Source organism: Atopomonas sediminilitoris (assembly GCF_022601735.1).
In the GTDB taxonomy this organism is placed as follows: Bacteria; Pseudomonadota; Gammaproteobacteria; order Pseudomonadales; family Pseudomonadaceae; genus Atopomonas; species Atopomonas sediminilitoris.
Genome location: NZ_JAKUMM010000001.1, coordinates 1 through 23774 on the forward strand (window position 1 = coordinate 1; position 23774 = coordinate 23774).

The following is a 23774-nucleotide window of genomic DNA, read 5'->3' on the forward strand; positions in this document are numbered from 1 at the left end:
AATACATCGAAACCGACTATAACCGCCAGCGGCGTCACAGCACGCTCGGCTACATCAGCCCGGAAGCCTTCGAGGCCTGGATAAGTGCTTAACAGCGTGTCCACTAAAGCTGGGCAAGATCAGAGGAGAGTTTCTGCCGCCGATGGACGAGGGCGACTTGTTGTACATGCCATCAGCCCTGCCCGGCTTGCCGGCCAGCAAGGCCACCCAGCTGCTGCAGCAAACCAACCGGATGATCCTCACGGTGCCCGAAGTGGCACGGGTATTCGGCAAGGCCGGGCGAGCAGAGACCGCCACCGATCCAGCACCGCTGGAAATGTTCGAGACCACGGTGCAGTTCAAACCACGCGATCAATGGCGCGCGGGGATGACACCCGAAAAGCTGATCGAGGAACTGGATCGCGCGGTAAAAGTTCCGGGGCTGTCCAATATCTGGGTGCCGCCCATCCGCAACCGCATCGACATGCTGGCGACGGGGATCAAGAGCCCCATTGGGGTGAAAGTGTCCGGAACCTCCTTGGTCGACATCGAGCGCATAACGCGCGATATCGAGGCCGTGGCCAAAGAGGTGCCTGGGGTGAGTTCGGCCTTGGCAGAACGCCTGACCGGAGGTCGCTATGTGGATATCCAGATCGATCGACTGGCCGCGGCGCGCTATGGCCTGAGCATCGCCGATCTGCAGACGGTGGTATCGGGCGCAATCGGCGGCAGAAATATTGGCGAGACGGTTGAAGGACTGGCCCGCTTCCCGATCAACCTGCGCTATCCCAAGGAGTGGCGAGACAGTCCGCAGGCACTACGGCGTATGCCGATCCTCACCCCAGCCGGCCAGCAGATCACCTTGGGCACCGTCGCCCAGGTTAGTCTGACCGAAGGGCCGCCGATGCTGCGCAGCGAGAACGGGCGACTGTCCGGCTGGGTCTATGTCGATGTCCGCGGGCGCGACCTGGCCTCGACCGTGCGCGAGCTGCAGCAGCGCGTCGCCGAGCGGGTACAACTCGACGCCGGCATGACCGTCTCCTACTCCGGTCAGTTCGAATTCCTCGAGCGCGCCAATGCGCGGCTGGCCTGGGTGGTGCCGGCGACTCTGTTGATTATCTTCGTGCTGCTCTACCTGACTTTCAGCCGCTTCGGCGAGGCCCTGCTGATCATGGCCACCCTGCCCTTTGCCCTGTCGGGCGGCATCTGGCTGCTCTACTGGTTCGGCTTCAACCTGTCGGTGGCCACCGGCGTGGGCTTCATCGCCCTGGCCGGCGTCTCGGCCGAGTTCGGGGTGATCATGCTGCTGTACCTGAAGAACGCCTGGCATGCGCGTGTGGATACCGGGCGCAGCGGTGATCCGGCCCTACTGGAGGCAATTCGTGAAGGCGCGGTGCTGCGTGTGCGGCCCAAGGTGATGACGGTGGCCGTGATCATCGCCGGCCTGTTGCCAATCCTCTGGGGCGGAGGTGCCGGATCTGAGGTGATGAAGCGCATCGCCGCGCCCATGGTCGGCGGCATGATTACCGCGCCGCTGATGTCCATATTGGTTTTGCCGGCCGCGTACTGGCTGATGCGAAGGCAGCGTACACAGAAGGTTCGCGCACCGCAGGAGCTATAGCTTTACAAACCCGGGCAAGCCACGCGCCAAGCTGACTCGCCCGGGTAACGCGGCAGGAAGCATTACGGCGATGTAACTTTGACTTCATTTTTATGACAGGTTGAGCGGATATATTTTAATCACCACCTTGAAGGAGTGATTAAACATGAAAAGCCTCAAAGTTATTGCAGCCCTTGCCGCTATGGTTGTTTCCTCTGCCACTCTGGCAGAAGGCGGCGCTGATCGTGTTTATGGTCGGATGATTCAGGCCAATGAGCAGGCCATGCAAGAGTATGCTGCCGCTAACGGAAAGAATCCGCCTGAAGTTATTCATTACCGCTACGGCATGAAACTCGATATCGCCAGGGTCGTGGCCACTACCCCGACGGACTCTAGCTGCGGTGTGATGCCGGCCCAGATGACCTACGAGGACTCCAATGGCGATCTGAATATTCTTGAATACCGGGCAGCCGGGACAGGTTGCCGTAATCAAAACTAGATAAATGACATCGCGCTGACTGAAATGTAATTTCCAAGTCACCCTGACGTTATTTGGCATGTGGAAATATGACCAAGGCGTGCCTGGCTATGCCCGGCGCGCTTGGCACATATATGCGACCACACAATGACAACTGCCAATAACATCAGGAGCATTTATGAATAACAGAACCCTGTTAGGACTTTCTCTGCTCACTCTGAACGTCAGTACCGGGCAAGCTGCAATGGCCGCCGGCGAGAAAGGCGAGGGATTTATCGAAGGCAGCAGCCTGACCATTCTCAATCGAAATCTCTACTTCAACCGCGATTTCCGTAAAGGCCAGTCCAGCAGCTCGGGTAATGGCTATTCGGAAGAGTGGGCGCATGGCGTGATAGGCAGATTCGAGTCTGGTTTCACCGAGGGCACCATAGGCTTTGGTGTCGATGCCTTTGCCATGCTAGGGCTCAAGCTTGACACCGGCGACGGCCGTTCTGGAGCGGGCGGCTCAGTCGACGTGATGCCTTACAACAGCCTCGGGCAGGCTGAGGACAACTACTCCAAACTGGGGGGCGCGGTGAAAACTCGGTTCATGGATACCGAGATCAAGGTAGGCGACGTCTTTCCCGTCAGCCCGGTCGTCCAATACGGTGATGCACGGCTTTTACCGGAGAGTTTCCGAGGTGTCACCGTGGTCAACAGCAGCGTGGAAGGACTGTCGCTTCAGGGCGGTCGCCTCCACTCGATGAGCCAACCCAATACCAGCAGCATGCGCGACGGCTTCGCTACCTTCTACGCGGGCGAAGTGGACTCGCCATGGATCGCCTATTTCGGTGGTGATTACACGCTTAATGACAACGTCGGCTTTAGTCTCTACACCAGCCGCCTCAAGGATGCCTGGAATCAATATTACGCGGGCACCACGCTGAGCTACCCGCTTGCGGACGATGTCGCCTTGATCGGCGGGCTGAACTACTACAAGGCGGTCGATGAAGGGAGGCAGCTCCTCGGGAGCTTCGATAACAACATCTGGAGCGGCAAGGTCGGCATCCAATTCGGCGCTCACACAGTACTGGTGGGTCTCCAGCGCAACAATGGCGATGATGACTTCGATTACTTGCGCCAATCGGACTCCATCTACCTCGACAACTCCATCCAGTACAGCGACTTCAACTCGCCGAAGGAGAAGTCATGGCAAGTGCGCTACGACCTGGATATGGAGTCTTTCGGTGTGCCTGGGTTGAGCTTCATGACTCGATATGCCCAGGGCTGGGATGCCGACTACAGCAAGGCCAACGAAGTCTATATGCGCCGTGATGACAACGGCGATCCGTTGACCAACCAGAAGCGCTGGGAGCGGGACATCGAGGCCAAGTACGTTGTGCAGACTGGATCACTGAAGGATATGTCTTTCCGTGTTCGCCAAATGACCACTCGCGCGACCGATTACGAGTCGGATCTGGATGAAGTCCGCCTGATTGTCGAGTACCCACTGGAAGTTCTCTAACCCTGGCAAGCGGGCGGGTTGATTGCCCGCTCGCGCCTTGGTCCTGCTGTCCCCTCGTAGTGCTCCTTTGGTTTGGAGACAGCCCTTGGCGCCCTCGGGCGCCTTTTTTACTTAGGTTAAAGGACGTATGAAAATGAGTCGGCCACTACACACAAGCGGCCGTGCTGGCAGGCAGTACTACTGGGCGGGATATTCTGCAACGACCTGATCAGAACCCGTCTTGGTCAAGCCAATGACCTGGTAGGCATGCTGTACGCCATCGACTTCCATGCCGGGGGAGCCCGCCGGCATCCCGGGAACAGCGATGCCCAGCAGATCATCGCGCTTGGTGAGTTCGATGACCTGAGCCGCCGGCACATGACCTTCGACGAACTTGCCGTCAATCACCGCGGTGTGGCAAGACGCTAACCGTGGCGCGACGCCCAGTCTTTGCTTCACTGCTGTCATGTTGCTTTCAACATGGTCGACGACTTTGAAGCCATTCGCTTCGAGGTGTGAAATCCACTTCTTGCAACATCCGCAATTGGCATCACGATGGACATCAATCGTCAGGGCATCAGCTGCTTGAACTGCAGATGTGACGGAGAGAGCGGCCAGCAAGGCCAGATATTTAGCTTTCATGCACGTGCTCTTTGCCATCGGCGTGGGTGTGGGTCTTGGGCGAGGCGTTCGGAGCCTGCTCGGCGTGATGATCACCTCCGTTGGACGACGCCTCATCCCCAGCATGGTGGTCATCGCCACTCATATCCGAATGGTGACCTGCCTTAGGTGCGGAGCCACCCTCGCTATCCGTAGCCGCGGCATCGTGATGACCAGGCTCTCCAGCATCACCTGATCCATGATGGTCATCGCCACCGCCACTATTGTCATGATGGCCAGGCTTGTTGTCGCCGTGCTGTCCTTCATGGTTATGCATCTGCGTTTCCCCACCACCGTGCTGATGGCCGCCACTGGATGCGACGAGTGTTTGGTATTGCTTGGCATCCATCGTCGGCAGTTGGTTGAGGAAGGCAACCATGCCCCAGATGTACTCGTCTCCCATGCTCTTGCCCCACGCAGGCATACCCGTTGCCTTGATGCCATGCTTGATCACCCAGAACGCTGCTGACGGATTGCCATCGACACCGATCTTGGCGAGGTTGGGGGGCGCAGGATAAAGCGATTGGCTTAGCTCGGTCTCCGCCACACCTGGCGCCAAATGACAGCCGATACACATGGAGTTGTAGTTGCCCGCACCGGCGCGAATAAGAGCTTGATCATCCAGGTTGGGAACCTCGATGTTCCGCGAACGGACTTCGATAGAGCGGTCACGGGCCATCGTGAGAAACGCATGCACTGCAGGAAAATGGGGATCGTCGGCCCCCACGTTGACCACGCCAAAGTAGGCACCGGCCAGGACAGCTGTGCTACCGACCACGCCGGCCGCCACCAAAGTTTTAATTGTTCTTTTCATGTCAGGTTCTCAAAACCACATCCGGATACCGGCGACAAAACGCGCCTCGTCTACATCACCGCCCTCGTCGCGCACCATGTCTGCCGTGTTGCCATAGGAGCGGCTCCAAGAAACCCCGATATAGGGGGCAAACTGCCGGACAATCTCGTAACGCAGACGTAAACCGAGCTCGGTATTGGCCAACCCGGACCCCACACCTCGCTCAGGATCGTTCTTGCCGTAGAAGTTCATTTCGGCAGTTGGCTGGAGAATCAGCCGGTTGGTCAGCAGAATGTCGTACTCGCCCTCCAGTCGGGCAGCAGTTTGGCCATTCTCGCCGACGAAGGCCGTGGCTTCGGCCTCAAAGGCGTAAAGCGCCATGCCCTGGATACCGAAGGCGGCCCAAGTCTGCGGCGACTCCGGTTTGAAGTCCTGGCGGACGCCCGCGACGACATCCCACCAAGGGCCGATCGAGCGGCCGTACAGCAGCTGTAATTCAGCGTCCTCGGTAACGCCGTTGGTACGCTCGCCTTCGGAGCGGAACCAGACCCGGTTGATATCACCGCCTACCCAACCCGACGCATCCCAGGCCAGGGTGCTGCCCTCATCTGCGTCTTGGTATTCGAGCTGATCGAGCAGGAAAAAGCTGTTGATGGCGCTGTCATGCACCTTGTGGCCAGGCAGTGGCGGGAAAGCCGCTTGGCGATCAGCATCCGTCAGAACGGGAATCGGCGTACGACTGATAGTTCTCGGGGCTTCAGCGGAGCCATGGTTCATCTTCGAATGATCCATGCCCTCCATCTGTCCCTGCATGGTGCCGTGTCCCATCTTGCTGTGGTCCATGGCTGGGGCCTTCTCTTGGCTCTGGCTGTGGCCCATCTGGCTATGGTCCATGCTGCCCGATTCGCTCTGCATGGCACCATGATCCATCTTGCTGTGATCCATGCCCTCCATCGGCGCTTTGGTAGCGCCGTGGCTCATCTGGCTATGGTCCATCGACATGGTGCCGTGCCCCATTGCCGAATGATCCATTTCTTCCGCAGCCAAAGTAACGCCGCCGCTGAACGCACTCAGCGACACAGCCAGCGCCAAGAGAGATGGACGTGAAAACCTAGTGGTCATGGTTCGAACCTGCTTCGGCTTCGGTGCCGCCATGCTTATCCATCATCTTCTCGTGCCCCATATCGTCATGGTTCATACCCTCATGATCCATGGCGCCATGATCCATCTGATGGCCAGCGGCCTTGCCTTTCGATTGATCTGCAGGCTTGTCACTGGCGTCGGGCGCAGCCGACTCGGCAGCATGTTGTTCGTGCTCGCTGTGCCCCTCACCTGCCAATGACGTCGGCGCGTGCAGAACAGCCAAAAGACTGAACATCGCTGCGCTGCCAAACAGGGCATTACGCTTCATAAAAGTACTCATCAGAAATCTCCTTTACTCATCCACACGGACTTCACGGAACATGCCCATTTCCATGTGGAGCAACAGATGGCAGTGATAGGCCCAACGTCCCAACGCATCGGCGGTCACCCGATAGCTGCGCTTGGAACCTGGCGGCATGTCGATGGTGTGTTTACGCACCAGGAAATTGCCGTTCGCATCCTCCAGATCACTCCACATGCCATGAAGATGGATCGGGTGAGTCATCATGGTGTCGTTGACCAGCGTGATGCGAACACGCTCGCCGTACTTGAGGCGCAGAGGCTCGGCGTCAGAGAACTTGATTCCATCGAAGGACCAGGAGAATTTCTCCATATGCCCGGTGAGGTGCAGCTCGATGGTGCGACTTGGCTCACGCCCGTCCGGATCAGGGAAGGTGCTGCGCAGGTCAGAGTAAGTCAGGACGCGCCGGCCGTTATCACGCAGGCCGATACCTGGGTCGTCCAGCTTGTGCGTCGGCGTCATGGTCTGCATGTCGACCAAAGGATTGTTGGTCTCTGAGGCCGGGTGTGCCTGCATGTTGCCAGCCATGCCAGCCATGCCCGAATGATCCATTCCAGCCATCTGGCTGTGATCCATGCCGGCCATGCCACCCTGCATGCTCCCATGATCCATGCCCGCCATACTGCCGTGGTCCATTCCGGCCATGTTCCCGTGATCCATACCGCCCATGCTGCCGTGATCCATACCCATGTCGCCCATGGCAATCAGCGGACGCGGGTCGGGGCTGGGTACTGGTGCACTCAACCCCTCCTGTACAGCAAGGGTGCCGCGCGCATAGCCAGTGCGGTCCATGGATTGGGCAAACACGGTATAGGCCTGTTCGCTGTCTGGTTCGATGATCACGTCGTAGGTCTCGGCCACGGCGATACGGAACTCGTCGACGCTGACCGGTTTGACGTGCTGGCCATCGGCCGCGACTACCGTCATCTTCAGGCCGGGGATACGCACATCGAAGTACGTCATAGCCGAGGCATTGATGAAACGCAGACGAATCTTCTCGCCCGGTTTGAATATGCCGGTCCAGTTGCCATCAGGTGCCTGGCCATTCATCAGGTAGGTGTAGGTGTAGCCACTGACGTCAGCGAGATCCGTCGGGCTCATCTTCATCTCGGCCCACATCTTGCGATCGGCTACGGCGGCGGACCAACCCATCTCGCTTACGTCATCGATGAAGTCACCAACGGTGCGTTTGTGCTGGTTGTAGTAGTCCGACTGTTTCTTGAGCTTGGCCAGTACCCGCGTTGGATTTTCATCCGTCCAGTCGCTCAGCAACACGACGTAATCACGGTCGTAACTGAAGGGCTCGGGCTCCTTGGCATCGATGACCAGCGCGCCGTATACGCCGACCTGCTCCTGCAGCCCCGAGTGACTGTGATACCAGTAGGTACCGTTCTGGTTGACCTTGAACTTGTACTCATACATGCCGTCAGGGGCGATGCCATGGAAGCTCAGGCCAGGAACACCATCCATGTTCGCCGGCAGGATGATGCCGTGCCAATGGATGGAGGTGTCCTCCTTGAGGCGGTTGCGCACGCGCAATGTGACGGTATCGCCTTCGCGCCAACGAAGAATCGGCCCAGGGAGCGAGCCGTTGATGGTCATGGCCGTGCGCGCTGCGCCGGTGATGTTCACCGGGGTTTCACCGATGAATAGGTCGAATTCGTTACCAGTCAGTACGTTGGGCTGGCCGGGGCTGTTCACCGCCCAGACCGGCGTGCGCCACAGGCCAAGTCCGCCGATAATACCGGTGGCTGCCAGGCCTTTGACGAAGGTGCGCCTTGTGGTTTTGCTTTGCATGCCGTTTTGTCCAATCCGTCAAATGAGCCGGTGATGGTGTGCCCGGTCTCGGGTTCATGGCTGCTTCAATGTCGGGGATTTACCCCTCAACTTTCCACGTCGGTGCATTGCACAAGCCTTACCGACGATGAGCAGTATGAAACTGCCATATCCCAACCATCCGGGTGATTACATTTCTGTAAGGTAGATGACTTCAGCAGTTGGTGTGCTCTGCATGCTCGGTTGGACTGCTGGCTACAGGAGCCTCAACTTTCTGCTGCTGGGCCACCCGGTAGGCCTCCAGAGACGTCTGGCGTGCCTGCTCCATGCGCGCGAAGGTTCGGTCAGCACCACCTTCAGCCATTGCCAAGCTGGAGATGCTCAGAGCAGTAACTACAAGCAGAGCTTTGATCGATTTCATTTTGGGTATTCCTCGTAAGTTAAGTGGTCCCTGCAACTGCAGAGGCCGAGCTTTAGGCTCGATGTCACGTTAACAAAGAGGGCCTGTCAGCAACCTGAGCCGAACATTACAGTTCTGTCAGGTTGCTATTTCTTTCTTGTAGCCCATCCAGAAGGCTCGGTACTGTCTTTCATGCCCTCATAAAGCCTTGCGAATTTCTTGAGAGGGCATGCTCGGCAGCGATGCCTAAGCTACTCAGGGTCATTCGCACCCGCGGATAAGACCACCAACAATCAAGAGAGATAGCCACTATGTCGAACAAATCCAACGTAGCTACCGGTGCCGCCTTGGCTCTGGTGGCCGCCAGCCTGTTCTCCACCCTGCCCGTCCAGGCTGCTCAGGAAACCAAAGCAGCAGAAGTGAAGTGCTTCGGGATCAATGGTTGCAAAGGGCAGAACGACTGCATGACCGCGAAAAACGACTGCAAAGGCCAAGGCGAATGCAAAGGCCAAGGGTTCAAGTTGATGACCCAGACCAAATGTGACGAAGCCGGTGGCAAAACCAGCGAATAAGGCGGTTCAGGGGAGTGCATGCCACTCCCCTGCTGGAGTCTCGAATGAGTAAGCGCAAAACTCTGGGTTTCGGTCTTGGCCTTCGTAACGAGTATTACCGGCAGATCCTGGAGGAACGGCCTGCGGTCGACTGGTTCGAGATCATTTCCGAGAATTACCTGGTGGAGGGCGGCAAGGCTCTCTACTTCCTTGATGCGATCGGCGAGCACTACCCCCTGGTGATGCACGGAGTATCTCTTTCGATTGGCGGCTCACATGCCTTGGACATAGACTACCTACGACAGCTCAAGCAGCTGGCGGATCGGGTGCAGCCTCAGTGGGTGTCTGATCACCTGTGCTGGAGTCGAGGCAACGCCCATCAACTTCACGATCTGCTACTGCTGCCGTTTACCCAGGAGAGCCTGCTGCATGTCGCGGCCCGGGTGCGCTTGGTGCAGGATGTTTTGGAACGTCCCATCGTGCTGGAGAACGTTTCCTCCTACGTGCAGTGGACAACATCCAGCATGAGCGAGTCTCAGTTCCTCTCGGAGCTCAGTTACCTGACCGGGTGCGAGCTGCTTCTCGACGTGAACAACGTCTACGTCAGTTCGCGCAACCAGGGTTTCGACCCTTGGCAGTTCATCATGGAATTGCCGCACGAGCGGATTCGGCAAATTCACCTGGCCGGGCACAGCGATTACGGGCAGTACCTCATCGACACCCATGACCAGCCCATCGCTGATCCGGTTTGGTCTCTCTACAGCAAAACTTTGAGCTACTTGGGCCCGACATCGACCTTGATCGAGCGGGATGACCAGTTTCCGCCGCTGGAAGAGCTGTTGTCCGAATTAGCACATGCCCGTGCTATCGCCAAATCTGTGATATCGGGGGCCACCCCTTGAGCCTGATCGCCCTACAGACTGCATTTGAAACTTACCTGACAGGTGACAGTGCCCTGCCCTCCAACGAGCTTTTGGAGCAGATCCGAGGTAGCACAGCGCTGAGTGCTCTCGAAGGCCTGCAGATCTACCACAACGCTTACCGTTCGCGCCTGCTTGCGGTCTTGCGAGAAGACTTCCCTGCCCTGCTTCACTGGATCGGCAACGAATCATTCGAGCAGCTCGCACTGGCCTACTTGGCCGCCTGGCCACCACGACATTTCAGCATTCGCTGGCTGGGCGAGAAGCTGCCCGAGTTCATTAGCAGCTACGTCGAAGAACCCCAACTATCGCCGATGCGCGAACTCGCGGAACTGGAATGGGCCTTTACACTGGCCTTCGACGCTCAGGATGTCGAAGCGCTTTCGCTGGAGACCATGAGTGATTTTTCGGCTGAAGACTGGATTTCACTCAGGGTTTCCCTGACTGCATCTGCCCGGTGGTTGCAGCTGCAGTACAACACGCTGGAGTTGTGGAAAGCCGCCAAGTCCGGCAGCTTGCTGCCTGATATTACCCGCCTGCCAACGAACCTAGCCTGTCTTGTTTGGCGTCATGAACTCGTCTGCCAGTACCGGAGCCTGGAGCCAGCGGAGGCTTCGGCATTGCAGTTTCTCATCGAGGGCGGGTCGTTCGCTGAACTCTGCTAGTCGTTGAGCGCCACGCATGGCGAGCAAGCTCCCTTGCAAGCCGCGACCTGGTTGAAGTTGTGGGTCAACGACGGTTTGCTAAAGCGCGGCCAGCTATTACACGAATGACCCGGAACCTTTAGGCTAGCGCTCTCTCTTTGGCCACTCCGAGCGCTTCTATGACTCACCGCATCATTCATTTCAAACAGCAAGCCTTGCTTGACCCGGAGACCTATCAGGCAATGCTGGCCGACGGCGTTGGTCACTGGGAGCGGCTTGCAGGAGAAGTCGTCGGCATAGAAGACGAAAAAAGCCACGAGTTCGCCGCATTGAAAAGCCTGTTCAAGCGAAAGCGCTACTCCTATGACACGCTGGAAATGCGCGAGCCGGGCGATCACTCAAACTGGCTTCGCGGCCGAGATGGTTCAGAAGGTATGACCAACGAGGTCACCAGTATTCACGGGCTGAAAGAGCTCTCAGAACTGGAGATTTAGTCGGTCGGCAGGCCAGCGCTCAAGCGCTGACCTGGGCCGCATAACCAAGCTCCTGGATCAGCTCGCGGATCGATTCGGCACTTTCTGTGCTCTCAACGGTGACCTTGCCGGCCGCTCGATCCACTTCTACTCGTGCATCCTGATCCAGAGCTTGAATGGCCTTCGTGATTTTGCTGACGCAACTGCCACAACCCATACCCGAAACATTCAGGCTGAACATCTCTCTCACCTCATTTCGTCCGCGGCTCAAGTTACCGCACAGACAGCATCGACCTTGACACGATGGCAAGGTCAAGTGCGCAAACGCAACAATAAGGCTCAGCCGTTGTTCACAGGCATCAGGATGGGGTTCGATGAACACACCACTACGTGCCTTGCGCCCCTCGTCAGGGCGACATACAGATTCTGAGCGGTCATAAGTTCAGGATGCAGAACAACCGAGACATCCGCCTCGAGCCCCTTGAGAAGTAATGTGCTGCCTACCGAGCGTCTTGCGATGGAGCGGGCAAGGTGTCGATTGCGTTCTCGCGCTTGAATGGCTGCACTCAGAAAGTCGGCTGTACCTCCCGCCACAGCTTGCATAGCGGACCGGCAGCAGTGCAGAACTTCCGGTCGGTACACCCGTGCCCCCGGCTGTTCGGCGAGGGCGTTGAGCACAAGGAGTGCTCGCTGCGGTGTTGGCTCCCCGACGAATGCGACGGCCTCGGCCTCGGCCGGGGTCGGTGGCGTTCGGGCACGTCCTGTGCGCAGAGACTCCACACGCGTTCGCAGGTTTGCTGCACCTACCCCCGTCATCACGCTTGAAGCAAATTCCGCAAGTTGTGCCAGAGCATTGGCACCCTGCAGGTTAAAGTTCCTGGCGAAGTTGACGAGGTCCCTTAGGTCGACGGCTTCGACGGCCATGGCGCCGGGTGTCTGGCTCGTGAGCTGATGGCGACCTTGCACGTTGATGGAGTCCCCGATGATGAGGACGCTGCCCCGAGCGTTGGGTGACTCGGTTCTCGCGGCCACCAGCCGCTGCTGGACTTCGGTCCCGGCGTTGAGCTGCACCCAGCGCACTTCTGCCGGAGCCGTGCGCAGGTCCACCGGCTGGCCAGCTTGAAGTTGTTGCCGTATGGCGAGCAGCCACTGCCCAAGGTTCTCAGCTCCGGCCAGCCGCCAGCGCCAGGGTATCCTCAGCTCTCCCGCCGCGGGGAACAGGGGCTGCACCTCATTCGCCCAATGCACTAGTCGATTGCCACGGAAGTCGAAGATCGCTTGCATTGGGTCACCGAGCACGCAGGTTGGTAGCACCTGGGCCAAACCTGACACGATGGCGTGCTGGACGACGTTGCAGTCCTGGTATTCGTCGACAAGCAAGTGCGCGTAAGTGGCACGGAGAGGCTGAGCAAGGTGGCCTGCCTGCAGTAACAGCATGGCGGCGTGCCGAATTGCCGGGTAGTCGGTGTTGGGCTGGTGGAGCTGTAAGATCTGTGGGTTATGGCCGCTTCGCGCTGGGAACTTAGCGATGAGGCGCATCGAGAATCCATCAATGGTGGAGACTCGATATGCGGAGTTAGGAACGCCGGCTCGCCTCAGGCGTGCCCGTAAGGCCGCAACGCCTGCGTTCGTGTGCGTTAGTACGAGTATGGGTTTGCTCTGCCTATGCGCGATGAGCGTCTCGGCAATCAATTGCGTTTTTCCACAACCTGCGGGGGCTGTTATGGAGCCACGCTCAATAGCGAAAAGATCGATCTCAAGGGGCACTTGTAAACGTCCAGAGCTGATTCGTGACTGCCATGAAGCCCGGGTCGGCGTTCTGTAGAGACGGGCCGACGATGTCCCTTGCAACCTCCTGATAGGTTGTCAACGACTTGAACCACCCGCTGTTGCGGATACGAGATGCAGCTCCCAAAAGCTCTCGCGTCGCGGGCAAGTAGCCCTGAATAAGTCTTTCAGCTTTGATGTCATGTAGTGTCACACGTCCTTGGGACTTCGTCTGGATGTGCGCATTCATCAGCTCTGCACCCACTATTGTTTCTGCTTTCGCCAGAAGTGCATCGAGTGCTTGGTCACTGAGATGGCGGAAGATCTCGTCCTCCAGAGTGAGACCTGGTCGCCATGTCAGAATTTGTCCGCCTGCGGCCAAGAATGCTTCAGGTAGCCCTGCGGTCGAAGGTTTGTCGGCGTCTACAAAAACCATCACGCGATAGCCTAGGTTCTGAAGTGCCGTTCCGCGGATAAGACTGTTATCGGGACTTCCCCCGCCGACGTCCACATAAGCGCCACCATGAGCCAGGAATGAGGTAGCGCCAAGGCTGCCCCACCATTGGTCAAGGCCACGCGCGAAGCCAACCTCGCTGGCACCCTCGCAAACGATAATGGATTTGGCGAGGAATGCCTCTGGGTCCTTCCGAAGGGTACTTTGTACTTCGTTGGCCTCCCCTGCCGCCATAACGCTGTGGCGTTGAGGCCCAGACCGAACAACGAATAACTGGCTGCCGGACAATTCGCGCAGCGCGACCGGTGAGTGAGTCGTCATGAAGACCTGCAGCGGAGCGGCAGCGTCCTTTGCGCCCAGGGAGTCCAGGAATCGCATGAGCCGATGAGGTTCAAGCCCATATTCCACCTCATCGACAAGAGCAATTGGCGCGGCGCTAGCTGCAGCTCTTTGCAACCCTGCCACTAGCAATCGCGACGAGCCCGTGCCAAGGGAGCGAAGGGGAATGCCTGTGTCGCTGTGCAGCGCGATCGCACCCTCGCCAATCGACACAGAATGTGCGTCAAGGAGTGCTTGTGGCATCGCTCCAACCGAAACCCCAAGATGCTGAGCCGTGCGTTGCACCACCTCAAGCGTCTGAGTTAGATGTCCGGCGGCTTGATTGCCAAAGTTCGCTCTTGCTTGCCTCGCGGCGCGCGCAAGTTCGGCACCTAGCTCTGCACGCTCGTCAGTAAGTCGATTGAGCACTGAGCCACGACTCCACGACAAGTTCGAACTCGCAAAGCTGCCGATACGGGCGGGTGCTAGTGCCGCTCGTTCCTTCCAGGGAAGAGTGCGTTAGAGTTGCTGCTGCTCCGCACGCTCAGAAAAAAGTGTCCAGGTAGGTTCCAAATCGGCACCAACTTGCAGAAGCAAGGTGATAACGGTCTCCAGCCCCGCTCGCGGTTCGTCTTCGACTTCTCCCGTTCCTGGATTGAATCCACGCAAGAACTCGCCGTAAACATCGATATCCATCAGCGATACCGGCAAATCGCCAAGCGTCACACTGATGGTGATGGGTGTTTCGACGTTCAGAGCGAAGAAGTCCATGTCGCCGAACGTGCCGCCCCGGCGGGCACCGACGCAAAGGTCAATCGCATCTAGAATGCTGGACTTTCCACTATCGCCAGGACCTATGAGGCAGTTAATTCCTGGGGCCGGCACCCAGTCGAGCGCCTGGATAGATCGGAAGTTGCTGATAATCAGTCTGCGAATGCGGGCCACGGAGAGTCCTCATGGGTTAACGACGACCAGTCTCCTACCCGCAGCGGCAACAGTCCATAGAACGTCACCTCGTCACTATGTGTTGCGACAGATAGGTCGGACCGGAAACTACCGTACGGCATTTTCCGGTCAGATGCGCTTCTGAATAATCACCTGGTCGGTGGTATGGAAGCCTATCCGATGTCCGTTGATTTCAACCTCAGAGCATTGAAGACCACCGACGCCGAGCTGACACTCATCGCCAGCGCAGCAATCAAGGGCGACAGAAGATGCCCCGTCAGCGGGTACAGCAGCCCCGCTGCTAGCGGGATTCCCATCGCGTTGTAGATGAACGCAAAGGCGAGGTTCTGCCTCATGTTTTTCACGGTTGCCACTGACAGGGTGCGCGCTCGCAGGATGCCGATCAGATCTCCCTTGACCAGCGTCACTTGGGCGCTGTTCATCGCCACATCGGTACCGGTGCCCATGGCGATACCTACGTCAGACCTGGCCAGGGCGGGCGCATCGTTGATGCCGTCACCCGCCATGGCGACACGACGGCCATAGCCCTGCAAATCGGCGACCAGTTTCTCCTTATCCTGCGGTTTGACCTCACCATGCACTTCCTCGATTCCGAGCTGCTGCGCCACGGCTCTTGCTGTGGTGAGGCCATCACCAGTGGCCATGATGACCTTTACGTCTTCGCTTTGAAGCTTGGAGACAGCCTGTTGGGAGGTCGGTTTGATTGGATCGGAAACGGCCAGTAGTCCCGCCAGGCGGCCATCAACGGCCAAATAGATGATGCTGATGCCTCCCAGACGCAGTTGCTCGGCGCGATTGCGTAGCGGGGTAATATCGACGCCCGCCTCGTCCATCAGTGCGGTGTTGCCGAGCTGCAGCTGATAGTCATCGACCTGGCCGCGCACACCAATACCCGAGCCAGATTCGAAAGTGTCCGGTTTGACCAGTGCAATGCCCTGACCGCGCGCATGATCGACTATGGCATGAGCCAGCGGGTGCTCACTACCCTGGTCGAGACTAGCAGCCAGGCGCAGCACTTCATTGGAGTCGTAACCGCCTGTCCCTTCCGCACTATGGAATACGGGACGCCCCTCAGTCAGGGTTCCAGTCTTGTCGACGATGAGCGTGTCGATCTTGCATAGATTTTCGATGGCGCTGGCATCGCGGAACAACACACCGCTGCTAGCGGCCTTGCCAGTCGCAACCATGACGGACATCGGGGTTGCCAGACCCAGAGCGCAGGGACACGCAATGATTAGCACCGCCACCGCATTGATCAGGCCAAATACCCAGCCTGATTCCGGCCCTAATAGCCCCCAGCCGAAGAAGGTCAGAATCGCGATCAGGATCACCCCGACCACGAAATACCCTGCCACCGCATCAGCCATACGCTGCATGGGGGCCTTGGAACGTTGGGCTCTGGCCACCATCTGAACGATCTGCGACAGCATGGTCTCGGCACCGACCTTCTGCGCCTCCATCACCAGGCTTCCATGGGTGTTCATGGTGGCACCGATAAGGGCATCCCCTACCCGCTTGGTCACGGGTAACGGTTCTCCGGTAAGCATCGACTCGTCGACGGCGCTCTCACCCTCTAGAACCGTACCGTCCACCGGGACTTTCTCTCCCGGCCGGACACGTAGGTGGTCGCCCTGATGGACATGTGTCAGCGGAATATCTTCTTCCTGGCCATCGGGCTTGATGCGACGCGCAGTCTTTGGTGCCAGCCTCAGCAGTGACTTGATGGCTGCCGAAGTCTGCGAGCGGGCCTTGAGTTCGAGCATTTGGCCCAACAGCGTGAGTGAGATAATCACCGCGGCTGCTTCAAAATAGACGCCGATACGTCCGTCCTGGGCAAAAGCCGCCGGAAACCACTGCGGAACCAAGGTAGCGGCCACGCTGTAGAGGTAGGCAGCGGCCGTTCCCAAACCGATCAGGGTCCACATGTTGGGGCTGCGGTGGCGGATGGAGTCAATGCCGCGGGTGAAGAATACCCAGCCACCCCATAGCGTCACGGGCGTCGCCAGAGCCAGCTCGACCCAGTTCTGGGTCGTGCCATGAAACAGTTGCAAGGAATGGCCGGCCATCGCCAATACGGTCACGATGACGGTCAACGGTAGGGTCCACCAGAACCGCAGCGAGAAGTCCTTCAGCTCTGGATTTTCCTCCTCTTCCAGCTCCGGGATGACAGGTTCCAGCGTCATCCCGCAGATCGGGCAGTTTCCGGGAGCCGGTTGACGGATTTCTGGATGCATCGGGCAGGTGTATTCAGCACCTACAGGTGTCGATGTGGGTGCTGGAGTCGCGTGCTGGTGATGCTCCCCATGAGACTGATGGCTCATGTACTGATGAGGATCTGCTTGGAATTTCTCTAGGCACTTCGCACTGCAGAAATGATAGGCCTTCCCTTCAAAGCTCTCGCGATAAGGGCCATCAGGTTTGACCTCCATGCCACACACCGGGTCGCGCTGGCTCTCGGAGTGGGCGTGCGAGTTATGTGAATGATCCTGGTCATGATGGCAGGAGGTCTTTTGCATGCGATCTATGTCCTTTCTTCGTCCTTGGAAACAGCGGTGCTGCTGGAGTGGGAGTGCCCGCCGTGATTGTGGCCAAACAGATGCATCAGCGGGCATAGCAGCAGGATGAGGTACGGCAGGGCCTGCGAAAGATGACCGTAATGCTCACGCGCTACATAGAAGATGCCGATTACGGCCAGCATGATCAGCGCAATGCCAATCTTGCTCTTCCAAAAAGGTGGTTCCGTAGTGCCAGTGTGGTGCGTGTGATCCATGACAATAGCCTCGGTTCAATGACCATAGAATTAGCATAGGTTGCTCTGGCCAGGCAGAGCTGACGCGTATCAATAGAGTTCAGCGTACGGTCACCTTACAGACCATTCCCGACTGATAATGTCCAGGAACATTGCAGGCGAACTCCAGATCAGTAGCGTCGGAGAAGGTCCAGATCAGCTCTTCGCGTGCACCTGGCTCGACCAGAACGCTGTTGGGATCGTCGTGCTCCATGCCGACCATCTTCATGCCGCCCATGGCGTGGTCCATTTTGCTCATGTCATGCGCTGCAGTCGGGGACAGCGTGCCGTTCTGAAACATCGCAGCCATCTCTTTCTGATGCGCAGCATGGGATGCCGCTTTGCCAAGGTTGAACTCGTGCAGCAGGGCTCCCTCGTTCAGCAGTACGAAGCGAACCGTCTCGCCCGCCTTGATTTCCATTGCCTTGGGTTCAAAGAAGATGTCCCCCATCCGTACCTCGATGGTGCGATCTACTGCCTGACTATCTCCCGACTGGCCGATGCTGTCTTTGTTGTGGCCCGGGCTGGCCATCGCGTTGGCTGCGCTGAATAGCAAACCCACGGTGGTGATCAAAGAAAGGGATTTGAGGGGTAGGCGTTTCATGGTTAGACCTCGCAGGGATGCTGGAAATCTCATGCTATTACTCGCTTGCTGCCAGGCCGCTGACCCCAGAACTACAATTGCGTCAGCTGGGAAAAAGCACGGCGCCACAAAGGCGCCGCTAGGCCAAAGGAGCAATCACGAAAGGCCTGGAAGATGGGGGAAATCTTTACTGATGGCATTCCTTGTCGGCCATCATCAGCTTGTGCTCTCGAATCATTTGACCCAGCACGTCGTCTACCAGCTTGTCATGCTTCTCCATCCAGGCCAGATGCTCTTCGGCAGACATGTCTGGCGCGGGATGTTCATTGTGCAGCTGGCTCATGAGGTCTTCGAGCATGTTCATGTGCTCCTTCATATGCACATGCCGCTCGCCGACTGGGGCCTTCTCTGCCTGGATCAGCACGGCTTCCGCTTTGTCGCGCATCTGCTGGATGCGCTCGAGTACACGGTCGCTGCCCCCTTCGGCCCAAGCCATAGAAGAGAGCAGTAGCGAGCCTACCAGAAGCAAAGGTTTCAGCGATTTCATGGGACAGTCTCCATCAGTGCAAACCATGGGCGGCACCTCTGCTTTTGGTCTGTCGAGGGCCGAGAGCACAACCTAGTGCTCATGCTTGCACCTTAGACAAGCCACCCTGTCAGCGAGCTGAAGCCAGAATTACATTTTCGTAAGCTTCTGGTTGGGGCCGCGGTTTGCCTGCAAACTCAGGCCACCCGATATTTGGAGTCTGCACACATGAAACTACTGGTAGCTGAAGACGAACCCAAAACAGGTACGTACCTCCAGCAAGGTCTCACCGAGGCTGGGTTCAATGTCGACCGGGTTATGACCGGTACAGATGCCCTTCAGCATGCACTTAGCGAAGCCTATGACCTGCTAATTCTGGATGTAATGATGCCTGGGCTGGACGGTTGGGAAGTGCTGCGCATGTTGCGCGCAGCAGGAAAAGACGTCCCCGTACTGTTCTTGACGGCACGCGATGGTGTGGAAGACCGCGTTAAAGGGTTGGAGCTGGGTGCGGACGACTACCTGATCAAGCCATTTGCTTTCTCAGAGCTTCTGGCCAGGGTCAGAACGCTGTTGCGCAGAGGTAATGGTTCGCCGACGCAGACCACCATGAAAATTGCCGATCTGGAAGTCGATCTGATGAAGCGGCGTGCGATCCGTGGCGGGAAAAGAATTGACCTGACCGCGAAGGAGTTTTCACTGCTGGAACTGCTACTGCGCCGGCGCGGCGAGGTGCTCCCGAAGTCGCTGATTGCCTCTCAGGTTTGGGACATGAATTTCGACAGCGACACCAATGTCATTGAGGTTGCGGTACGCCGGCTACGCGCAAAAATCGATGACGATTTCGATCTCAAGCTGATTCATACCGCCCGCGGCATGGGATACATGATGGATGCTCCGGAGTGAATATGAAGCACCTTTCGCTGACCGCACGCATGAGCCTGATGTTCATGTCCGCGGTAATTGCAGTCCTGACGGTAGCAGGGCTGAGTTTCAATATGCTCAGCCAGCACCACTTCAAGATGCTGGATCGGCAGGCCCTGGTGGAGAAACTCGAATCCGCCAAACATATCCTCAACAATGCTCGCGGTGAAGCGAGCCTTTCGGAAGAATTACCGCAGTTGCGAGCTTTGCTGGGAGCCCATCAGGATCTGGCCGCCACTATCCTGGCCAGTGACGGTTCTGTACTGTTTTCCGACCCCAGAGCAGTCGAAGTACCTGAGCGTTTCAGACGTGCAAATGAGCAGAGCATGTGGGAGTGGCAGAACGGCCAACACATGTACCGTGGCATGACGGAGCAAATCTCGGTAGCCGATCAGGCTGAGCCGCTCACAGCTTTGCTGATTCTTGACGTCACCAATCACACACACTTTTTCGACACGCTGCAACGATGGTTTTGGATTGGATTGGTCATCAGCGCCCTGTTCAGTGCCGCACTCGGCTGGGTGGTTGCTCGCAGCGGCCTTAGGCCTCTGCGGCAAGTCACTCATGTGGCCTCCGGGATGTCCGCTCGCTCGTTACAGGAGCGAATCCCTCTCGAACCAGTGCCGCGGGAACTTCAGCAACTGGTTCTCTCCTTCAATGCGATGTTGGCTCGGCTAGAGGATGCCTTCGTTAGGCTCTCCAATTTTTCGGCCGACATTGCCCACGAGCTACGAACTCCAGTCAGCAATCTGATGACCCACACCGAGGTCGTGCTGAGTAAAAAACGCGATATCAATGCCTATGAGGATAATCTGTACTCCAACCTGGAGGACTTGAAGCGCATGTCTCGGATGATTGATGACATGCTGTTCTTGGCCAAGGCTGATAATGGCCTGATCATCCCCGAGCAGGCCAGGATCGAACTGGCTGACGTAGTCTTCAAGCTGTTTGACTACTACCACCTTCTGGCCGAAGAGCGCGGCATTGAACTATCGCTCACAGGCACAGGCCAAGTGCTGGGAGATCGGCTGATGCTTGATCGTGCACTCTCCAACTTGCTGTCCAATGCGCTGCGCTACACGCCGGCGGGACAGACAATTTCGGTTCTGATCCGCGAGACAGAGGACTCCACTACCTTCAGTATCGAGAACCCAGGGGACACAATCAGCTCAGAGCATCTAGAGAAGCTCTTCGACCGCTTTTACCGGGTTGACCCCGCTCGGCGGGAGGGCAGCCCGAGCAACGCCGGGCTCGGGCTTGCAATCACCCGATCCATCATTGAGGCTCACAAAGGCCGCATCTGGTGCACCTCAGCCGCTGGCCTCACGGGCTTTCACATCGAATTGCCCCATTCCAGATGATGCCGGTCTGGCGGTAAGTAGGCTACAGCTAACCGCTAGCCCAACTTGACAGGGTGGGTGCAGGTGCAACTCGACTGAGCGCAGATTGCATTCGCCATCCAGATAGGCAACGAGCGGTGAGCTGACACTAGAGCCCCCCATTCGTTCTCGGGTAGTAGCTTATGAAGTTTGGAAACGGCATCACCCACGCTTGCTTCACCAAGCCAATCCAATACTCGAATGGCGTCCCCCGCTCCAGTAGCGCCAAGCACGTCAGGTTGCCGGAAGCCCTCACAGCCTAGCCAATCTCAATTGGCAACCAATTGGCAACCAGAAAGATAAAAATAGCACTAGCATCAAAAACCTACAGGCATAAAAAAATCCAGTCACCGTTAAGTGGCTGGATTTTCTAGGGTTTTTTGGTCGGGACGGAGTGATTCGAACACTCGACCCCTTGCACCCCATGCGGTTAATAACCGTATCTCACTGGACGTTGGAAAACCTCAAAAGAAAGGCTAAAACCTAGTAATTACAATGCCTGCAGGCTATCTTATCGTCCATTGAAGTACAGAGAGATACAGGCAAAGCCGGCCTTTCTGTTTACCCCTCTGTTTACCCCTGAGGCGATATGACCAGATACCCTAAAGCAGGAAAAGGCTCGCCATGGAAGGTCAAAGAACTGGCGGCGATTCCTGCCGAATGGAAGGGTGACACCATAAGCGACAGCGGCGGCCTATCCGGGGAGATCCGCACCAGACAAGATGGCTCGGTGAGTATTCGGTTCAAGTATGGATTCCGCTGGCAAGGCAAGACTGTATGGCACCAATGCGGAACCTACCCGGATACCGGCATAGCAGAGATACGTGCAGAACGGGATAAAGCGCGACAACAGGTGGCCGAAGGGATAAACCCGACAGACGCTAAGAAAGCCGCCAGAATCGAAGCGCAGGCCGCCATAGCTGCAACCATTGCCGCGGCCGAACGTCAAGCAGCCGAAAACCTAACCGTCGCTGATTTGTTCGAAGCCTGGCTAATAGATGGCGTGCGACGCGAGGACGGCAATGCAGAGTTGCGCCGGAGCTTCGCCAAGGACGTGCTGCCCGTTGTCGGTAAGAAGATGATCCGAGAGCTGTCCAAGCAAGACTTGCTAGCGGTTCTGCGCGCCGCGAAGAAGCGCGGGCTGAATAGAACGTTGGTAATCCTGAACAACGACATGCGCCAGATGTTGCGCTGGGCTGAAAAGCACAAGCCCTGGCGCGGCCTGATGTCGGACGGCAACCCCGCCGACCTTATGACACCCAAGGTATTGGATGACCTCAAGCTGCTGGACGCGGACTACAACGAAGTGCGCGACCGCACGTTATCGCCCGCTGAAGTTCGAGAGCTGCGCGACATATTCGCCAAGTTGGAGAGCGATTACGACGCCCTGCCCGAGGGGCAAAAGTATTCGGGCATTCGCCCGGTAAATCAGCGTGTGCAATGCGCCGTCTGGATCTGCCTGAGTACCCTTTGCCGTATTGGTGAGCTGCTCATGTCCGAGTGGCAGCATATCGATCTGGAGGCCGGGACGTGGTTCATTCCTGCGGCCAACACCAAAGGCCGGCACCGCAAGCGCAAGGACAACAACGTCACCCTGTCACCCTTTGCCCGGCGCCAGTTCGAAGTGCTGCACAAGTTGACCGGCGCAACGCCCTATGTGTTCCCCAACACGAAAGGCGACGGCCACGTCTGCACCAAGACAGTCAGCAAGCTGGTAGGCGACCGGCAATGCAAGTTCAAGAACCGCAGCAAGCCACTGTCAGGCCGCCAGCATAACGACACACTGGTATTGGCAGGCGGGGCCAATGGCGAGTGGACGCCGCACGACCTGCGCCGCACTGGCTCGACAATGATGCAATCGCTTGGGGTAGTGCCCGACATTATCGACCTGTGCCAGGGCCACGCAGTCGAAGCGCCCAAGGTTCGCGGCGCCTACCAACATTACGACTACGCCAGGGAAAAGGCCGAAGCCTGGCGGCTGCTCGGCGAGCGAATCGAGGCGTTGTTGACGGCTGACAACGTGCTGGAGTTCCGCCGCGCCTAAACGAGTTACCGGCTGGCCTAGGGTCGCCCCCGAAATGCGGGCATCCCACCTGCCCCGGCCAGCCGATCTATTCAGAAGCGGAAGAGCCTGGGAGGGCGAATCATGGACAAGCAGGCAAAACAATCAGCCTGGGAGCCTGGCATGGAAATCAGCTCCGAAGCCCAGTATCACGAAGTAACGGAGCGGCTGGCCAGAGAGCTTTTGCAGGCATACACACCGGAGCAGTTGGCTGTAATAACGGCGCAGCATCTGATCTATGTGGATGGGCTCAAGAGCGGCAGTGGCAAGGCAAAGGAGTCTATCCAACGCGCGAATGAAATCATCCAAGCCAAGAATGTGCAGATTCAACATGAAATCTTGAAAAACGAAGATTTATCAAGAAACACAGCCAGAATCTCGAAGATCGTGCTGGAAGCATGGAAAAACAAGACCACTAAAAAAAGGATGTCAGGTCTTGATCAATTTAACGAAGACAAATCTGCCGCTATCGAGCGCGCCCAAGTCATCGCCAAACAACAATGGCAGGCCGACGCCGCGAAGGAAATCCGCATAGGGAATATGGCTGACCGAGTTTACAGGGCGCTCGTTGATGAAGGCTTTAAAGAGTCACTGCCAGACACTCCCGACCGCCTCAAACAATGGATAAAGCCCGTCGCACCGAAATACGCCAGCCAAGCTGGTCGCTCCCGCAAAACCTCCTGAGCGTATCGGATAACCCCATAACTATAACGGTTAACCCCATATCCGTTACGGCTGGGGAATTTTCCCGCCCTGCCCTGCTAGATAAGTTTCGGCCACTTCATCCGCTAAGCGCCAGCGAGCGC

The 23774-nt window shown here is 57.5% G+C and carries 22 protein-coding genes and 3 pseudogenes; 12 read left to right on the top strand and 13 right to left on the bottom strand.

Annotated elements, in window-relative coordinates:
- The 4 genes and pseudogenes from MKI83_RS16960 to MKI83_RS00015 form a co-directional block, all read left to right on the top strand.
- Positions 1-92 (top strand): IS3 family transposase (locus MKI83_RS16960; protein ID WP_370867327.1); only part of this gene is annotated, 92 nt, incomplete at its 5' end.
- A 17-nt stretch (positions 93-109) separates the two neighbouring features.
- Positions 110-1600: pseudogene (locus MKI83_RS00005) on the top strand (efflux RND transporter permease subunit); the annotation flags it as partial.
- 145 nt (positions 1601-1745) lie between these two features.
- Complete coding sequence (locus MKI83_RS00010; protein WP_004574339.1) at positions 1746-2078, top strand: DUF2790 domain-containing protein; 333 nt, start codon at positions 1746-1748, stop codon at positions 2076-2078.
- Between the two features lie 157 nt (positions 2079-2235).
- A complete protein-coding gene (locus MKI83_RS00015) occupies positions 2236-3561 on the top strand; it encodes an OprD family porin (RefSeq protein WP_241582579.1) in 1326 nt (441 codons plus the stop codon).
- Positions 3562-3738: 177 nt separating this feature from the next.
- On the opposite strand, the gene MKI83_RS00020 is transcribed toward MKI83_RS00015, so the two are convergent.
- The 6 genes from MKI83_RS00020 to MKI83_RS00045 all read right to left on the bottom strand — a co-directional run bounded on the left by MKI83_RS00020 (position 3739) and on the right by MKI83_RS00045 (position 8634).
- Positions 3739-4182 carry a DUF411 domain-containing protein gene (locus tag MKI83_RS00020; RefSeq protein WP_003246746.1) on the bottom strand — a complete coding sequence of 148 codons (444 nt, stop codon included), beginning with the start codon at positions 4180-4182 and terminating at the stop codon, positions 3739-3741.
- Positions 4172-5014, bottom strand: a complete 843-nt coding sequence (locus MKI83_RS00025; RefSeq protein WP_241582581.1) for a c-type cytochrome — start codon at positions 5012-5014, stop codon at positions 4172-4174. Before MKI83_RS00025 ends, MKI83_RS00020 begins: the two co-directional genes overlap by 11 nt.
- 9 nt (positions 5015-5023) lie before the next feature.
- Positions 5024-6115 carry a copper resistance protein B gene (locus MKI83_RS00030; protein ID WP_241583131.1) on the bottom strand — a complete coding sequence of 364 codons (1092 nt, stop codon included), beginning with the start codon at positions 6113-6115 and terminating at the stop codon, positions 5024-5026.
- Entirely contained in the window at positions 6105-6416 is a 312-nt protein-coding gene (locus MKI83_RS00035; protein WP_003246749.1) for a hypothetical protein, read from the bottom strand. Before MKI83_RS00035 ends, MKI83_RS00030 begins: the two co-directional genes overlap by 11 nt.
- A gap of 12 nt (positions 6417-6428) precedes the next feature.
- On the bottom strand, positions 6429-8234 hold the full coding sequence (locus MKI83_RS00040) for a copper resistance system multicopper oxidase (RefSeq protein ID WP_241582582.1): 1806 nt from the start codon (positions 8232-8234) through the stop codon (positions 6429-6431).
- A 193-nt stretch (positions 8235-8427) separates the two neighbouring features.
- Positions 8428-8634, bottom strand: coding sequence for a co-regulatory protein PtrA N-terminal domain-containing protein (locus tag MKI83_RS00045; protein WP_241582583.1), 207 nt, complete (start codon positions 8632-8634; stop codon positions 8428-8430).
- A 290-nt stretch (positions 8635-8924) separates the two neighbouring features.
- Here MKI83_RS00045 and bufA2 point away from each other — a divergent pair, with 290 nt between their 5' ends.
- From bufA2 to MKI83_RS00065, 4 genes and pseudogenes are all read left to right on the top strand, one after another.
- Positions 8925-9185 (top strand): BufA2 family periplasmic bufferin-type metallophore, encoded by a 261-nt coding sequence (gene bufA2 / locus MKI83_RS00050; RefSeq protein ID WP_003460126.1) that lies wholly within the window; start codon positions 8925-8927, stop codon positions 9183-9185.
- A gap of 44 nt (positions 9186-9229) precedes the next feature.
- On the top strand, positions 9230-10066 hold the full coding sequence (bufB, locus tag MKI83_RS00055) for an MNIO family bufferin maturase (protein WP_241582584.1): 837 nt from the start codon (positions 9230-9232) through the stop codon (positions 10064-10066).
- Positions 10063-10857 (top strand): annotated as a pseudogene (locus MKI83_RS00060) (HvfC/BufC family peptide modification chaperone). Before bufB ends, MKI83_RS00060 begins: the two are co-directional and overlap by 4 nt.
- Before the next feature lie 50 nt (positions 10858-10907).
- On the top strand, positions 10908-11222 hold the full coding sequence (locus MKI83_RS00065; protein ID WP_241582586.1) for a hypothetical protein: 315 nt from the start codon (positions 10908-10910) through the stop codon (positions 11220-11222).
- A gap of 19 nt (positions 11223-11241) precedes the next feature.
- Here the strand turns inward: MKI83_RS00065 and MKI83_RS00070 are convergent, their stop codons facing one another.
- From MKI83_RS00070 to MKI83_RS00100, 7 genes and pseudogenes are all read right to left on the bottom strand, one after another.
- Complete coding sequence (locus MKI83_RS00070; protein ID WP_241582587.1) at positions 11242-11442, bottom strand: heavy-metal-associated domain-containing protein; 201 nt, start codon at positions 11440-11442, stop codon at positions 11242-11244.
- Between the two features lie 98 nt (positions 11443-11540).
- Complete coding sequence (locus tag MKI83_RS00075; RefSeq protein ID WP_241582588.1) at positions 11541-12968, bottom strand: UvrD-helicase domain-containing protein; 1428 nt, start codon at positions 12966-12968, stop codon at positions 11541-11543.
- Positions 12958-14685: pseudogene (locus MKI83_RS00080) on the bottom strand (ATP-dependent nuclease). The gene MKI83_RS00075 and the pseudogene MKI83_RS00080 overlap by 11 nt, the downstream one beginning before the upstream one ends.
- A gap of 173 nt (positions 14686-14858) precedes the next feature.
- Positions 14859-17222, bottom strand: coding sequence for a heavy metal translocating P-type ATPase (locus MKI83_RS00085; protein WP_241582589.1), 2364 nt, complete (start codon positions 17220-17222; stop codon positions 14859-14861).
- A gap of 5 nt (positions 17223-17227) precedes the next feature.
- Positions 17228-17476, bottom strand: coding sequence for a DUF2933 domain-containing protein (locus MKI83_RS00090; protein WP_092375367.1), 249 nt, complete (start codon positions 17474-17476; stop codon positions 17228-17230).
- 79 nt (positions 17477-17555) lie between these two features.
- On the bottom strand, positions 17556-18098 hold the full coding sequence (locus tag MKI83_RS00095) for a cupredoxin domain-containing protein (protein ID WP_241582590.1): 543 nt from the start codon (positions 18096-18098) through the stop codon (positions 17556-17558).
- Between the two features lie 166 nt (positions 18099-18264).
- The gene (locus MKI83_RS00100) at positions 18265-18624 is read right to left on the bottom strand and encodes a co-regulatory protein PtrA N-terminal domain-containing protein (RefSeq protein ID WP_241582591.1); all 360 of its coding nucleotides are present in this window, start codon (positions 18622-18624) and stop codon (positions 18265-18267) included.
- A 207-nt stretch (positions 18625-18831) separates the two neighbouring features.
- On the opposite strand from MKI83_RS00100, the gene MKI83_RS00105 reads away from it, so the two are divergent.
- The 4 genes from MKI83_RS00105 to MKI83_RS00120 all read left to right on the top strand — a co-directional run bounded on the left by MKI83_RS00105 (position 18832) and on the right by MKI83_RS00120 (position 23652).
- A complete protein-coding gene (locus MKI83_RS00105; protein WP_004374688.1) occupies positions 18832-19509 on the top strand; it encodes a heavy metal response regulator transcription factor in 678 nt (225 codons plus the stop codon).
- 2 nt (positions 19510-19511) lie between these two features.
- Positions 19512-20888 carry a heavy metal sensor histidine kinase gene (locus MKI83_RS00110; protein WP_241582592.1) on the top strand — a complete coding sequence of 459 codons (1377 nt, stop codon included), beginning with the start codon at positions 19512-19514 and terminating at the stop codon, positions 20886-20888.
- Between the two features lie 607 nt (positions 20889-21495).
- A complete protein-coding gene (locus tag MKI83_RS00115) occupies positions 21496-22950 on the top strand; it encodes a tyrosine-type recombinase/integrase (protein ID WP_241582593.1) in 1455 nt (484 codons plus the stop codon).
- A gap of 102 nt (positions 22951-23052) precedes the next feature.
- On the top strand, positions 23053-23652 hold the full coding sequence (locus MKI83_RS00120; protein WP_241582595.1) for a hypothetical protein: 600 nt from the start codon (positions 23053-23055) through the stop codon (positions 23650-23652).
- The last annotated feature ends 122 nt before the right edge of the window (positions 23653-23774 follow it).